Origin of the sequence: Micromonospora sp. A3M-1-15 (assembly GCF_024213425.1) — a bacterium.
Classification (GTDB): domain Bacteria; phylum Actinomycetota; class Actinomycetes; order Mycobacteriales; family Micromonosporaceae; genus Micromonospora; species Micromonospora chersina.
On record NZ_JANAVK010000001.1, the window covers coordinates 266,006 to 279,532 of the forward strand.

10 protein-coding genes and 1 pseudogene are annotated in these 13,527 nt (G+C 73.9%); 3 read left to right on the forward strand and 8 right to left on the reverse strand.

Annotation, left to right across the window (positions count from 1 at the left end; genetic code table 11):
* Positions 1 to 46 precede the first annotated feature (46 nt).
* Positions 47 to 1,675: a peptidase gene (locus tag NLX85_RS01320; RefSeq protein ID WP_254331193.1), complete on the reverse strand. Its 1,629-nt coding sequence runs from the start codon at positions 1,673 to 1,675 to the stop codon at positions 47 to 49.
* A gap of 159 nt (positions 1,676 to 1,834) precedes the next feature.
* Here NLX85_RS01320 and NLX85_RS01325 point away from each other — a divergent pair, with 159 nt between their 5' ends.
* The gene (locus tag NLX85_RS01325; protein ID WP_254331194.1) at positions 1,835 to 2,479 is read left to right on the forward strand and encodes a hypothetical protein; all 645 of its coding nucleotides are present in this window, start codon (positions 1,835 to 1,837) and stop codon (positions 2,477 to 2,479) included.
* Positions 2,480 to 2,570: 91 nt separating this feature from the next.
* Here the strand turns inward: NLX85_RS01325 and NLX85_RS01330 are convergent, their stop codons facing one another.
* The 6 genes and pseudogenes from NLX85_RS01330 to NLX85_RS01355 all read right to left on the reverse strand — a co-directional run.
* Positions 2,571 to 4,061: an MFS transporter gene (locus tag NLX85_RS01330; protein ID WP_254331195.1), complete on the reverse strand. Its 1,491-nt coding sequence runs from the start codon at positions 4,059 to 4,061 to the stop codon at positions 2,571 to 2,573.
* A complete protein-coding gene (locus NLX85_RS01335) occupies positions 4,058 to 5,836 on the reverse strand; it encodes an IucA/IucC family siderophore biosynthesis protein (RefSeq protein WP_254331196.1) in 1,779 nt (592 codons plus the stop codon). The genes NLX85_RS01330 and NLX85_RS01335 overlap by 4 nt, the downstream gene beginning before the upstream one ends.
* Positions 5,833 to 6,408 (reverse strand): GNAT family N-acetyltransferase, encoded by a 576-nt coding sequence (locus tag NLX85_RS01340; protein WP_254331197.1) that lies wholly within the window; start codon positions 6,406 to 6,408, stop codon positions 5,833 to 5,835. The genes NLX85_RS01335 and NLX85_RS01340 overlap by 4 nt, the downstream gene beginning before the upstream one ends.
* Positions 6,405 to 7,685: a lysine N(6)-hydroxylase/L-ornithine N(5)-oxygenase family protein gene (locus NLX85_RS01345; RefSeq protein ID WP_254331198.1), complete on the reverse strand. Its 1,281-nt coding sequence runs from the start codon at positions 7,683 to 7,685 to the stop codon at positions 6,405 to 6,407. The genes NLX85_RS01340 and NLX85_RS01345 overlap by 4 nt, the downstream gene beginning before the upstream one ends.
* Positions 7,686 to 7,710: 25 nt before the next feature.
* Positions 7,711 to 9,243 carry an aspartate aminotransferase family protein gene (locus NLX85_RS01350; protein ID WP_254331199.1) on the reverse strand — a complete coding sequence of 511 codons (1,533 nt, stop codon included), beginning with the start codon at positions 9,241 to 9,243 and terminating at the stop codon, positions 7,711 to 7,713.
* Between the two features lie 123 nt (positions 9,244 to 9,366).
* Positions 9,367 to 9,834 (reverse strand): annotated as a pseudogene (locus tag NLX85_RS01355) (siderophore-interacting protein); the annotation flags it as partial.
* 51 nt (positions 9,835 to 9,885) lie between these two features.
* Between NLX85_RS01355 and NLX85_RS01360 the strand changes: the two are divergent.
* Both NLX85_RS01360 and NLX85_RS01365 read left to right on the forward strand, forming a co-directional pair.
* Complete coding sequence (locus tag NLX85_RS01360; protein ID WP_254331200.1) at positions 9,886 to 11,937, forward strand: penicillin acylase family protein; 2,052 nt, start codon at positions 9,886 to 9,888, stop codon at positions 11,935 to 11,937.
* Between the two features lie 14 nt (positions 11,938 to 11,951).
* Positions 11,952 to 12,509: a GNAT family N-acetyltransferase gene (locus NLX85_RS01365; RefSeq protein WP_254331201.1), complete on the forward strand. Its 558-nt coding sequence runs from the start codon at positions 11,952 to 11,954 to the stop codon at positions 12,507 to 12,509.
* 56 nt (positions 12,510 to 12,565) lie between these two features.
* On the opposite strand, the gene NLX85_RS01370 is transcribed toward NLX85_RS01365, so the two are convergent.
* Positions 12,566 to 13,510: an ABC transporter substrate-binding protein gene (locus NLX85_RS01370; protein WP_254331202.1), complete on the reverse strand. Its 945-nt coding sequence runs from the start codon at positions 13,508 to 13,510 to the stop codon at positions 12,566 to 12,568.
* Positions 13,511 to 13,527 lie beyond the last annotated feature (17 nt).

Below are 13,527 nucleotides of genomic sequence, written 5' to 3' on the forward strand. Positions count from 1 at the left end.
CGCGGGGGTGGACCGGAGACCGGCCCACCCCCGCGGCGTCGGCGGATCAGTCGCGCGGCGTCTGGAACGCCACGCGGCGACGACGGAACATCACGAACAGCACGGCGCCGAGCGCGAGCACGGCGGCGCCGACGCCGGCCAGCGCGACGGCCGGGGCGCCGGTGACCGGCAGGCCGCCGCCGGAGCCACCGCTGCCGTCACCGGAGCCGCCCTGGCCGCCGGTGATGACGATGCGGGCGGTGTTGTTCGCCGGGTTCGACTCGGTGGAGGAGGTCGCGCCGTCGACCACGATCGTGCCGTCGGTGCCCGGAGCTGACTTGATCTTCAGCTTGACGGTGGCCTTGATCCGGCCGTAGCCGGAGAAGACGCTGGGGAACTCGCTCTCGAAGTTGCAGCGCAGCTTCGCCGACTCCGGCAGCTGCTTGCCCGGGGTGCCGTCGGTGTAGCACCAGTCGGCGGGCAGCAGCACCGTGCCGCTCGGCGCGGTGATGACGACGCCGGGGCCGCCGCCGTCGGACGGGCCGTTGTTCACGACCTCGTAGGTGAGGTCGACCGTCTGCCCGACGGTGCCCTTCACCGGCGGGGCGGTGACGGCGACGTCGAGCGTGTTCTTCTTGGTCCAGAACTGGATGTCGGCGTAGTTGTCCGACTCGTCGAGCTCACGCTCCACGACGGACCGCTTGGCGAGGCCCGCCTGCACGGCCTTGGCGTGCAGCTTCTCGGCGGCGGAGGCGAACGACGGGCCGTTGCCCTTGGTGGCCGCGACCTTCTTCGCCGCCTCCGCCTCGCCGGCCAGGGCCGTGCTGAAGGCGGCGTAGTTCTCGTCCGGTCCGGGCAGGTTACGGCCGAACGTGATGTTGAACAGCGAGGCGCCGGTTTCGTCGTCGAACAGCAGCAGCCCCTCGCCGGGCTTGAGCGTCAGCGGCACCGTGCAGGTGACCTGGCTCGGCCCGTACACGTAGGGCGCGCCGGTGTCCTTCGGGTAGTAGTCGACGTAGGTGCAGTCGCTGTACCGCTCGACGAAGGTGGCGCCGGTGGGCAGGTCCACCCGGACCGTGAAGTCCGTCGCGGGGCTGTCGCCCTCGTTGAGGACACCGCTGTAGAGCGGGACGCGGTCGCCCGGGCCGACCGGGTGCGCCTTGTCGTTCAGGTTGTCGGCGGCGGCGACCAGGTCGGGGCCCGACGCGACCACGGTGACCGGGAAGCTGGTCGTGTTGTCGCCGGGGTTGGCGTCGTCCTCCGCGCCGGCGATCGTGACGGTGACCGAGCCCGCGTCGCCGGGCGTGGCGCCCGTGCGGCTGGCCAGTGACACCGGGTAGACGGTGGTGACCTGTCCCGCCGCGAGACTGCCCACCGTGCAGGTGACCTTGGCATCGGCCAGCTTGCAGGTGTCGTCCCAGTCCGACACGGAGGCGGTGACCGCGTCGGAGAGCTTGCTCAGGTCGAGGGTGACGGTCACCGCGGTCGCGTCGGCCTCGCCGTAGTTGTAGACGTACATGCCGATGGTGGTGCCGCTGTTGTCGATCTCCGCGACGGGGTCGCGGTCGAACGAGACGGAGAGATCGGGCAGCGCGTCCGCCGCGTGGGCCGGGGCGGAGAAACCGACCAGCGCGGTCATCGCCAGCAGCGCCGCGCCGGCGGCGAGGCGGGGCCAACGGGCCGTGAGGGATGTCATGTGTGTGCTCCGGGAGAGAACGAAGGAAGCCCGCACTCTAGTTGATGACCAGCATCCGCGATGTCCCGTGCGAAGAGGCCACTCCAGACCCCTGGGCGATGTCAGACCCGTCGATTAGAATGTATGTACTAATCGAGCTTTTGACCTGGGAGGATGCTCGTGACCGCGCCCACCTCCGCCCCTGTCACCCCCTACGCCACCCTCCTCGGGTTCACCCGCTACGTGGACCGCACCGGACCCACCAAGGCCACCTTCGTGGGCGGCCTGCGCAAGCAGCGGGCGAGCCGGCACGGCTTCAACCCGCACGGCCAGTTCGTCAAGGCGCTCAAGGCCGACGTCGCCTTCCACACCGGCGGGACGCACCTGGCCCAGATCGCCGACCTGGTCAAGCCACGCTGGCGCCCGCTCTACGAGGCGCTGGTGCCCGGCGCGACCACCTGGTTGCACTCGCTCGGCGAGCCGGCCGGCGTCGACCTGGCCCAGACCCGCGACGCGCTGGCCATGCTGGGCGACCTGCCCGTGAAGATCAACCCGCAGTTCGGCGTGCGCTACGCCGACGGCCGCGCCGAGGCGATCCGGCTGCACTTCGACGAGGCCCCGCCGAGCGAGGAGACGACCCTGGCGACGCTGCACCTGATGGCCCGGCACATGGACGCGGTCCTGCCGCACGCCGAGCCGGTGCTTGTCGACGTCCGGCGGGGCGAGTCCCACCGGATGCCGGCCGACGTCAAGCCGGAGCAGGTCGAGCAGTGGCTGGCCGGCGAGGCCGCCGCGTTCCGCGCCATCTGGTCCACCGCCGCCTGACCGGACCCGCCCCGACGAGCGGCCGCCCCTCCCCGGGCGGCCGCTCGTCCGTGTCGACCCCGGCGCCCCGGGTGGGCCGCGCCCGGCGCCGTCACCGGTGCCGGGCGCGGTGCAGCAGGTAGGCGGTGACCAGCCCACCGGCCAGCACGGCCACCGCCCCCGCCGTCTGCCCGGTCTCCAGCGCCACCCGGAAGGCGTCCCGGACCAGCGCGCGGTCCCGGTCGGAGCCGGCGGCGGCCAGCGCGGCGGGGAACGAGCCGGCCCCGGCCAGCGCGGCCGGCAGCAGGGCGGCGAACCGCGCGTTCAGCACCGCGCCCAGCACGGCCACGCCCAGGCTGCCACCGACCTCGGTCATGGTGCCGTCGACACCCGCCCCGGCGCCGGCCCGCTCCGGCGGCAGGGCGCTCACCACCGCCTCGACGATCGCCGGGTTGGCCAGCGCGCAGCCGGCCCCCATGAGCAGCAGTCCGCCGAGCAGCGCCGGATAGCCGTCGCCCGGGGTGTACGTCACGGCCAGCAGGCCGACGGCGAGCAGCGCCATCCCGACGGCGACCGCGGCCGGCCGACCCGTGCGGCGGATCAGCGCGGCGGCCACGCCGGTGAGGTTGAGCGCCACGATGGAGAGCGCGAACGGCGCCATCCGCAGCCCGGCCTCCCAGGCCGGATAGCCGCGGACGAACTGCAGGTGCTGGGTGAGCAGGAACAGCGCGCCGGTCGCGCCGAAAGTGATCAGCACGACGCCGGAGACCGCGCCCGCGAAGCGGGGGTCCCGGAACAGCCCCATGTCGAGCATCGGGTCGGCGACCCGCTGCTCCCAGGCCACGAAGACGCCGAGCAGCACGGCGCCGGCGGCGGCCGCGGCGAGCACCGCCGGGGCGGTCCACCCCTCCTCCGGCCCGGCCGTGATGGCCCAGACCACGCCGGTGAGCCCGGCCGTGGAGAGCAGCACGCCGAGCACGTCGAGGCGGCCGGTGGCGGCCCTGCGGGACTCCGGCACCAGCAGCCGGACGGCCATCAGGCAGACCAGCACCACCGGCACGTTCACCAGGAAGATGGCCTGCCAGGGCAGGTGGGCGAGGATCGTCCCGCCGACCGGCGGCCCCACGGCGAAACCCAGCGCGCTGGTCGCCGCCCAGACCCCGATGGCCCGCTGGCGCGCCGGGCCCTCGAACACCTGCACGGCCACCGCCAGGGTGGCGGTGACCAGCAGCGCGCCTCCGACGCCCATGCCGGCCCGGGCCGCGATGAGCTGACCGGTGGTGGTGGCCAGCCCGGCGGCAAGCGAGCCGGCGCCGAACAGCACGAGGCCGGCCAGCAGCATCCGCCGCCGGCCGTACCGGTCGGCCGCGCTGCCGGCGCTGATCAGCAGGCCGGACAGGACCAGGGCGTACGCGTTGATGATCCACTGCACGTCGCTGGTGCTGGCGCCCAGTTCGGTGGTGAGCACCGGCACCGCCACGGTGAGCACGGTGTTGTCCAGCACCACGGTGACGTGGGCCAGGCACAGCACGGCCAGGATCCACCAGCGGTGCCGCAGGACCGCCGGCCCGACCGGGGCGACCGGCGCCGCGAGGGCGCTCACGGCCGCGGGGCGTGCGGGGCGAGCGGGTTGGCCAGCGTTCCCGCGAACTGGAGCGCCGCCGACGGGTCCGCCAGGTCGACCATCTGCTGGTTGTCGCGCAGTTGCAGCCGGTTCAGGCAGGAGAGCGGGACCTCCTCGGCGAACAGGTCGTGCCGGTCGGCCAGATGCGGCACCGACCCGGTGTAGGCGCGGACGCACTCGGCCACGGTCCGCCAGAAGGTCTCCTCGTCGGCGATGCCCTCGGTGGCCAGGATGGCGTTGAGGTGGCGCAGGAACGAGTCGAACACGTCGGTGAAGACGCAGAGCACCTTCTCGTCCTCGGGGACGGCGGCGCGGATCCGGCGTACCGCCTCGGGCAGGTCGGCCGCCGGGTCCATGACCACGATCTCCTCGGCGATGTCCTTGAAGACCACCCGCTCCACCACGCCGTCGCGGAGCACCAGGATGACGTTCTCACCGTGCGGCATGAAGGCCAGGTCGTAGGCGTGCAGCGCGTGCAGCAGCGGCACCAGGTAGGCGTCCAGATAGCGGCGCAGCCAGTCCGCCGGGGCCAGCCCGGACGCGGCGATGAGCGCACCGGCGAACGAGCGACCGGCCCGGTCGACGTGCAGCAGCGACGCCATGGTGGCCAGCCGCCGCCCGGGCTCCAGGCCCGGCACCGGGCTCTCCCGCCAGAGCGCGGCGAGCATCTTCCGGTACGGCGAGTACCTGTCGGTCGCCGCCTCGAACTGCCGGTGCCGGTAGCCGATGGCGGCCCGCTCCCGGATGATGGTCAGCCCGGTCCGCCGGAACACCGGGTCGGCGGCGATCAGGTCGGCCAGCCAGTCGTTGATGGCCGGGGTGCGCTCCATGTACGCGGCGGACAGCCCGCGCATGAAGCCCATGTTGAGCACGGAGAGCGCGGTCTTCACGTAGTGCCGGTGCGGGTCGGTGACGTTGAAGAAGGTGCGCACCGACTGCTGGGCGAGGTGCTCGTCCGGCCCCTCGCCCAGCGGCACGAGGCGTCGCCGGGCCACCTCGCCGGCGAAGGTGACGGCCAGCTTGTTCCACCACTGCCAGGGGTGCACGGGCAGCAGCAGGTAGTCGGCCGGGTCGAGGCCGAGCCCGGTGAGGGTACGGGCGAACCCGGCGAGGGTCTCCGCGCCCAGTTCGGCGCGGACGTGGGTGTCGTAGTCCAGGTCGGCGGCGCAGGTGAAGGTGGTGTGGTCGCGGTGGGCGGCGAGCCAGAGCAGCCGGACCGGCCGGCCGGCCTCCGGGGCGTACCGGTGGTGGTCGTGCACGCCCCAGCCGATCCGGCCGCTGTTGGCCACGAAGCACGGGTGACCCTCGGTCATCGCCGTCTCGATCTGCTGGAAGTCGGCCCCGACCAGCTCGGCCGCGTCCGACTCGGGCCGGGCCAGCTTGTACGCGAGCCCGGCCAGGGTGGAGGTGATCTCCTCCAGGTAGACCGGCAGGACGGCGTCGGTGAGGCCGAGCGCGCCGCGCAGCTCCAGGCAGAGGTCGACCGCGTCCAGCGGGGCCTCCCGCCCGTCGACGTGCCGGGTCAGGCCGGCGGAGTCGATCCACCAGTGGTTCAGGCTGAGCTGCCGGGCCGCGAAGCGGTACTCGACGCTGCCGTCGTCGCCGCGTACCCGGTAGTGGCCGGGGCCCTGCGGTTCGGGGGTGATGAGCCGTTCGTGGGCGAACTCGGCCAGGGCCTTGCGGACGAGCCGGCGGTTGGCGGCGGCCCAGAGTTCGGGGGTGAGGTGGTCGACGGCGGCGGCGGGGGTGGTCACGCGGGGGCCTCTCTGCGGGTGGCGGCCAGGAACTGCTCGCGGGTGCACACGCTGAGCAGGGCGGTCTTCTCGGGCTTGGCGACCGGGCCGACGACGGTGAAGCCGACGGCCGCGTTCAGCGCGTGCACGGCGGTGTTGCGCACGTCGGGCTCGACCACCACCCGGCCGGTGGCCGGGTCGGCGAAGAGCCAGTCCAGCACCGTGGTGATGACGGCGAGGGTGAAGCCACGCACCGGCGTGTCGGTCGGCGCGCAGAGGAAGTGCATCCCCACGTCGCCCTCGGCCGGGTCGTAGAGGCCGACCAGCTCGACCCGGGCCGGGTCGTAGCGCTCGGCCAGGAACGCCGGCCGGCCCTGCCAGGACCCGAGGTACGCGTCGTGGTGCGGGTGCGCGGCGATCCGCCGGTACTCCTCGGCGACCCGGGCCACGTCGGCGTCCCGCATCATCCAGAACAACGCCTTGGGGTGGGTGACCCAGCCGTGCAGCAGCGCGGCGTCGGCGTCCGGGTCGAGCGGGCGGAGGCTGAACTCGCCGAGCCGCGGGTCGTCCCGGCGGTGCGTGGCCACGGTCATGACGCCACTCCGAACTCCTGGAACGCGATGCTCTTCTCGATCGGGTAGTGCTCGCGGCCGGTCAGCTCCCGGATGATCCAGGAGTTGCGGTACGGGCCCATGCCCAGGTCGGGCGAGGTGACGCTGTGCGTGTGGGTGCCGGCGTTCTGGAGGAAGACGCCCCGTCCCGTGTGGTCGATGCTGTAGTTGCGGGCCACGTCGAAGCGGCCGTGCCCGTCGAAGCGGAGCCGGTCCCGGATCGGGTCCAGGAAGGCGGGCACCCGGTAGCGGTAGCCGGTGGCCAGCACCAGCCCCTCGGTCTCCAGGGTGAGGTCGCGGCCCTGCTCGACGTGGTGCAGCCCGAGGGCGTACGTGCCGCGCGCCGGGTCGTGGGCCGCGTCGGTCAGCTCGGTGTTGGTGAGCAGCCGGGTGGGCACCGGGCCGCCGACGCTCTTCACGTAGAGCAGGTCGAAGATCGCGTTGATCAGCTCGGCGTCGATCCCCTTGAACAGCCCTTTCTGCTCGGCCTCCAGGCGGTAGCGGGTCGGCTCGGGCAGGGCGTGGAAGTAGTCCACGTAGTCCGGGGAGGTCATCTCCAGGGTGAGCTTGGTGTATTCGAGCGGGAAGAAGCGCGGCGAGCGGGTGACCCAGTTCAGCTGGTAGCCATGGCTGTCGATGTCGGCCAGCAGGTCGTGGTAGATCTCGGCGGCGCTCTGCCCGCTGCCGACCACGGTGATGCTCCGCTTGCCGCGCAGCGCCGCCCGGTGCTCCCGGTACCGCGAGTTGTGGATCACGTCGCCGCCCAGCCCCTCGCAGGCCGGCGGCACGTACGGCGGCATGCCGGTGCCGAGCACGAGCCGGCGGGCCCGGTGGGTCACCTGCCGGCCGCCCGCCCGGGCGTGCACCACGTACCGGTCGTCGACCGGGTCGTGCTCGATCGCGGTGACCTCGTGTCCGAACCGGACGGCGGGCAGTTTGGCGGCCGCCCACCGGCAGTAGGCGTCGAACTCGGCGCGCAGCGGGAAGAAGTTCTCCCGGATGTAGAAGGGGTAGAGCCGGCCGGTCTCCTTGAGGTAGCTGAGGAAGGAGTACGGCGAGGTCGGGTCCGCGAGCGTGACCAGGTCGGCGAGGAACGGGGTCTGGAGGTGGGCGCTCTCCAGCAGCATGCCGGGATGCCAGTCGACGTCGTTGCGGGCCTCCAGGAACAGGCCGTCGAGGTCGTCGATCGGGGCGGTCAGGCAGGCCAGGCCGAGGTTGTACGGGCCCAGCCCGACGGCGACGAAGTCATGGGTCGACATGGTGTTCTCCAGGGCGGGCGGCCGGTCAGCCGACCGGGGTCAGCTCGTCGGCGGTGCGGGTGCGCGCGTACCAGCCGGCGTGCTCGGCGATCAGGTCGAGGACCGCGGCGACGTCGTCCCCGGTGGTCTCGGGGTTGAGCAGGGTGAACTTCAGGTGGTGGGCGCCGTCGACCCGGGTGCCGGCGACGAGCGCGGCGCCGGAGGTGGCGAGCGCCTCGCGGGCGTACAGGTTGGCGTCGTCCACGAGGTCGGCGGCCAGGCCGGCCGGGCGCCAGCGGAACACCAGGGTGCTGAGCGTCGGCCGGGTGACCACCTCGAAGCGGGGGTCGGCGGCGAGCAGGTGCCACGCTTCCCCGGCCCGGTCGACCACCTCGTCGAAGAGCGCGCCGACGCCGTCCGCCCCCATGATCCGCAGGGTGAGCCAGAGCTTGAGCGCGTCGAATCGGCGGGTGGTCTGCAGGCTCTTGTCGACCTGGTTGGGGATGCGCTGCTCGACGGCGCGCGCCGGGTTGAGGTAGTCGGCGTGCCAGGTGGCGTGCCGCAGCGTCCGCCCGTCGCGGACCAGCACGGCGCTGGAGCTGACCGGCTGGAAGAAGGACTTGTGGAAGTCGACCGTCACCGAGTCGGCCCACTCGATGCCGTCGAGCAGGTGCCGGCGGGTCGGTGAGACAAGCAGCCCGCAGCCGTACGCGGCGTCGACGTGCAGCCAGACGCCGGCCGCCGCGCAGATGTCGGCGACCTGCGGCAGCGGGTCGATGCTGCCGAAGTCGGTGGTGCCGGCGGTGGCGACCACGGCCATCACGAGCAGCCCGTCCGCCCGGCAGCGGGCGATCTCCCGGGCCAGCGCGTCGGGACGCATCCGCCGCTGCGCGTCGGTGTCGACGGTGCGGACCGCGTCCGGGCCGAGGCCGAGCAGCCGGGCCGCCTTCTGCACGCTGAAGTGGCCGGCGGCGGAGGTGAGCACCCGCATCCGGGACAGCGCCTCGGATCCGGGCCGCAGTCCGGCCCGCGCCCTGGTCTCCTCCCGGGCCAGCAGCAGCGCCTGGAGGTTGGAGTGGGTTCCGCCGCTGGTGAACACCCCGTCGGCGGCGGCGCCGAGCCCGATCCGCCCGGCCGTCCAGTCGACGAGCCGGCGCTCGATGAGCGTTCCGCCGGCGCTCTGGTCCCAGGTGTCCAGCGAGGAGTTGACCGCGCTGAGCACCGCCTCGCCGAGCAGGGCGGGGATCACCACCGGGCAGTTCAGGTGGGCGAGGTAGCGGGGGTGGTGGAAGTAGACGGCGTCGCGCAGGTAGACGTCGTGCAGTTCGTCGAGGGCCGCGCCGGGGTCGCCGAGCGGGCGGTCGAGGTCGACGGCCGCGACGCGCGGGGCGAGGTCGTCCGGGCCGGCCCCGGTGAACGGCCGGTCCGCGGTGGCCACCCGGCGGGCCACCCGCTCGATGCCCTCGGCCAGCACGGCGCGGTAGCGGTCCAGCGAGCGGGCGGTGAACAGGTGGTCCCGGGCGGCGGCCGGGCCGGCGCCGGACGACGGGGCCGGAACGCTTGCTCCGGGCAGACTCATGGGCAGTCCTCAGTGGTCGGAAGCGGGCACGACGGCTGGGCGCGACCGCACGGCGCGGTCCCGCGCGGTCCGGAAATTATCGCGGAAGTTAGGGTACCCTAACCTAACTTCCGATCAAGGCGGTCAGCGGACACTCCAGTAGCCGAGCGAGGTCACCTGGTGCCGCCCGACGCCGAGGGTGCGGCGCAGGTGCCGGGTGATGTCCCGGGTGCTGGCCGCCTCGACGGCCACCCAGTAGTGCGCGTCCTCGGTGGCCGGCAGCGCGTCCCGGACGGTCTTCACGAGGCCCTCGCCGTCGGCGTCGCGCGGGATCCAGGTGACCTCGTGGTGGTCCCGGGCGCGCGGTGCCAGGACCCGCTCGCCCTCGTGGGCGTACTCCAGCCAGACCGTCGCCGGCACGTCGGCGGCCGCGTCGAGCAGGCTGTTCACCGCCGGCAGCGAGGCGGCGTCGCCGACCAGGTAGAGGTGGCGCGGCGCGGGCTCGGGCAGGGCGAAGGCGCTGCCCTGCACGGTGGCCTCGATGGTGTCACCGACGGCCGCGGTCTCCGCCCAGCGCGCCGCGCACCCGTCGTGCAGGGCGAACTGTTCCGCTTCACGTCGCCCCTCCAGTAAGGCTAAGTTAGGGAAGGGTAGCCTAAGTTGATGTTCACGAAGGGGCGGGCCGGCATCCGTCGCGACGCCTGGGGCGTACCGCAGCTGTGGGGCGACACCGTCGAGGAGCTGGCCCGGCTCCAGGGCCGGGCCGCCGCGCTGGACCGGGCCTGGCAGATCGAGGTCGAGCGGTGGCGCGCCGAGGGTCGGCTCGCCGCCCACCTCGGCCCCGCCGAGCTGGGCTGGGACCGGTTCGCCCGGCGGGCCCGCCTCGCCGACACCGCGGCCCGCTGCTACCGGCGCCTCTCCCCCGCCACCCGCCGCTGGGTCTCCGCGTACGTGGAGGGGGTGAACGCCGGGCTCGCCGAGGGCGCATCCGGCGCGCCCGAGTTCGCGGCGACCGGCTGCGCCCCCGGCCGGTGGCGGCCCTGGTCCCCGCTCGGCGTCTTCCTCGTGCAGCACATCCTTTTCGGCACCTTCCCCAACAAGCTCTGGCGGGCGCACGTCGAGGCCACCCTCGGCCCGGCGGCGACCGGCCTGTTCGCGGTGGAGGGACCGGGCGGGTCGGGCAGCAACGCCTGGGTGGCGCCCGGTGACCCGGCCGCCGGCCGGGGGCCGGTGCTGGCCGGCGACCCGCACCGGGTGCTCGAACTGCCCGGCATCTACCAGCAGGTCCGGCTGGCCTGCCCCGAGTTCGACGTGCTCGGATTCGCCTTCCCCGGGGTGCCGGGGCTGCCGCACTTCGGCCACGCCGGCGAGGTGGCCTGGGCGGTCACCAACGCGATGGCCGACTACCAGGACGTCTACCGCGAGCACCTGCGCCGCGAGAACGGGCGGGTGCTGGTCCGGGACGCCGACGGCTGGCTGCCGGCCCGCCGCCACGTCGAGCGGATCCGGGTCCGGGGCGCCGCCACCGAGCCGGTCGAGGTGATCGAAACCCCGCGCGGCCCGGTGATCGACCACGACCGGCACACCGGTGAGGCGCTCAGCCTGCGGGTCCCGGCCCGGGTCGAGGCGGACCTCGGCTTCGACGCGCTGCTGCCGCTGCTGCGGGCGCGGACCGTCGACGACGTCGCCGAGGCGCTGCGCTGCTGGGTCGAGCCGGTCAACAGCGTGCTGGTGGCCGACCGGCACGGCGGGGTACGCCAGCTCGTCGCCGGGCTGGTGCCGGTGCGCGACGACCGCTGCCGGTGGGCGCCGGTGCCCGGCTGGGAGCCGCGTTACCGCTGGTCCGGCCGGTACGCCGAGACCAAGCCGGTCGAGGTGACCGGGACGGCGGTCTGCGCCAACGACCGCCGCGACGACGTGGCCGACCTCGGGGTCGACTTCGCGCCCCCGCACCGCGCCGCGCGGATCCGGGAGCTGCTCGCCGCGGGCGTCCCGTCCCACGCCGTGCACGTCGACACCCGGCTGGCGGCCGGTCCACTGCGGGCGCTGCTGGACCGGCTGGACCCGGCGGCGCTCGACCCGGCCACCCGCGCGCTGCGCCGGCGGCTGCGCGCGTGGGACGGCCGGATGGCCGCCGACAGCACCGACGCCGGCGCCTGGGCGGCCTGGCGCACCGCCCTGGTCCGCCGGCTGCACGACCACCCCCGGCTGCGCCCGCTGCGGGCCCCGGCCCGGTACGACGGGCTGTTCGCGCCGTGGACCGACCCCCTGACCCGGCTCGGGCACGCCCTCGACGCGCTGGTCGGCGGGGCGGACCGGCTGGGGGTGGACGTCGGCGCGGTCGCCGCCGCGGCGCTCGCCGAGGTGGCGGCGGCCGGCCCGGCACCGGCGTGGGGCGCGCGGCACCGGCTGCACCCCGTGCAGCTCGGCGTGGCGTCCGACGTGGACACCGCGGTAGCGGCGATGCGCGAGCGGGTGGCCCTCGGCGGCGACACCGACTGCGTGCTCGCCACCTCCAGCGTGCCCGGGGTCTCCGACGCCTGCTGGCGGGGCCCGGTGGCCCGCTACGTCTGGGACCTCACCGACCGCTCGCGCAGCCGTTGGGTGGTGCCGTTCGGCGCCTCCGGCCGGCCGGGCGACCCGCACTTCGACGACCAACTGCCGCGCTGGGCGGCCGGCGAGCTGATCCCGGTGCCCGACACCGACCTCACGTGAGAAGGAGACCCGTCATGACGTACCAGGAGAAGCTGGCCGGCCTCGGCGAGCTGCGGCTCGTCCCGGTCGACCCGGCGGTGGACGCGGCGCTGCTGCACGGCTGGGTGACCCAGCCGTGGGCCCGGTTCTGGGGCATGGGCGACCACACCGAGGCGGAGGTGCGCGAGGTCTACGAGTTCCTCGACGGCCTGGCCACGCACCACGCCTACCTGATCACCCTGGACGGCACGCCGGTCGGCCTGTTCCAGAGCTACCAGCCGGAGGCCGACCCGGTCGGGGAGCGCTACCCGGTCCGGCCCGGCGACGTCGGGATGCACCTGATGCTCGTGCGGGGTGAGCAGACGCGCGGGATCACCTCGGCGGTGGTTCCCGCCCTGGCCCGGTTCCTCTTCACCGATCCCGCCGCGCGGCGTGTCGTCGCCGAGCCGGACGTGCGCAACGACCGCGCGCTGCGCCGGCTGGAGGCGGAGGGCTTCACCCTCGACGCCGAGATCGACATGCCGGACAAGCGGGCCCGGCTGGCCTTCCTCACCCGCGACCGGTTCGAGGCCGGCCACCCGGTCCCGGCCTGAGGACGGCAGCGCCCGCCCGGCACGGGGCCGGGCGGGCGCTGGACGGTACGGGTGGCTCAGGCGGCCAGGTACTTCTCCAGGTCGTCGACGATCTTGTTGGCGGCGCCGACGCCGATGCCGGTCATCCAGACCTCGTCGGAGACCACGTGCGCCTTGCCCGCCTTGACCGCGGACAGGCCCTGCCAGAGGCTGCCGGCGGTGACCTTCGCCTGCTCGGCGGCGGCCTTCTCGCCGTACGCGGTCACGAAGACGACGTCGCCGTCGACCTCGTTGACCCGCTCGGGGCTGACCAGGTCGAAGCGCTTGTCCTCCTTGCCCTCCAGCAGCTGCCGTGCGGGGCGGCCCAGGCCGGTGTCACCGACCACGATGCCGGAGAACGAGTCCGGACCGTAGACGCGGATGTTGCCCGGGATGAAGCGCACGATGGAGACCTTCCGCGACGAGGCGTCGCCCAGCTTCGCGCCGAAGTCCTTGGCCCGCTTCTCGTACGTGGCCAGCAGGTCCTTTGCCTGCTGCTCCTTGCCGAGGGCCTTGCCGTCGAGGAGGAAGTTCTCCTTCCAGGTGATGCCCACCTTCTCGGTGAAGACGGTCGGGGCGATGGCGGACAGCTCGTCGTAGAACTTCTCCTGGCGGAACTTGCTGCCGAGGATGAGGTCCGGCTTGAGCGCGTTGATCGCCTCCAGGTCGGGCTCGGTGAGCACCCCGACCTCCTTGATGCCGGCGAGCTTGTCCGCGCCGAAGTAGGTGGGCCAGCTCTTCGCCTCGCCGGCGGTCGCCGCGCCGACCGGGGTGACGCCCAGCGAGAGCGCGGTGTCGATCTTGTCGGTGTCGAGCACCACCACGCGCTTCGGCTCGGCGGGCACCTTGCTGGTGCCCATGGCGTGGGTGATCTCCCGGGTCTCCCCGGCGGCGGTGCCGGAGACGGGGTCGCTCTCCCCACAGGCGGTGAGGCCCACCCCGAGGGCGAGGGCCGCGGTGAGAGCGGCGGCGAGACGACGCATCAAAAAGTCCTTTCCTG

Bases quoted from the DNA above. Each gene is read 5' to 3' on its own strand.
- NLX85_RS01360 (WP_254331200.1), top strand. From the start codon at position 9,886: ATGTTCACGAAGGGGCGGGCCGGCATCCGTCGCGACGCCTGGGGCGTA.
- NLX85_RS01320 (WP_254331193.1), bottom strand. From the start codon at position 1,675: ATGACATCCCTCACGGCCCGTTGGCCCCGCCTCGCCGCCGGCGCGGCG.
- NLX85_RS01370 (WP_254331202.1), bottom strand. From the start codon at position 13,510: ATGCGTCGTCTCGCCGCCGCTCTCACCGCGGCCCTCGCCCTCGGGGTG.
- NLX85_RS01340 (WP_254331197.1), bottom strand. From the start codon at position 6,408: ATGACCGTGGCCACGCACCGCCGGGACGACCCGCGGCTCGGCGAGTTC.
- NLX85_RS01350 (WP_254331199.1), bottom strand. From the start codon at position 9,243: ATGAGTCTGCCCGGAGCAAGCGTTCCGGCCCCGTCGTCCGGCGCCGGC.
- NLX85_RS01345 (WP_254331198.1), bottom strand. From the start codon at position 7,685: ATGTCGACCCATGACTTCGTCGCCGTCGGGCTGGGCCCGTACAACCTC.
- NLX85_RS01365 (WP_254331201.1), top strand. From the start codon at position 11,952: ATGACGTACCAGGAGAAGCTGGCCGGCCTCGGCGAGCTGCGGCTCGTC.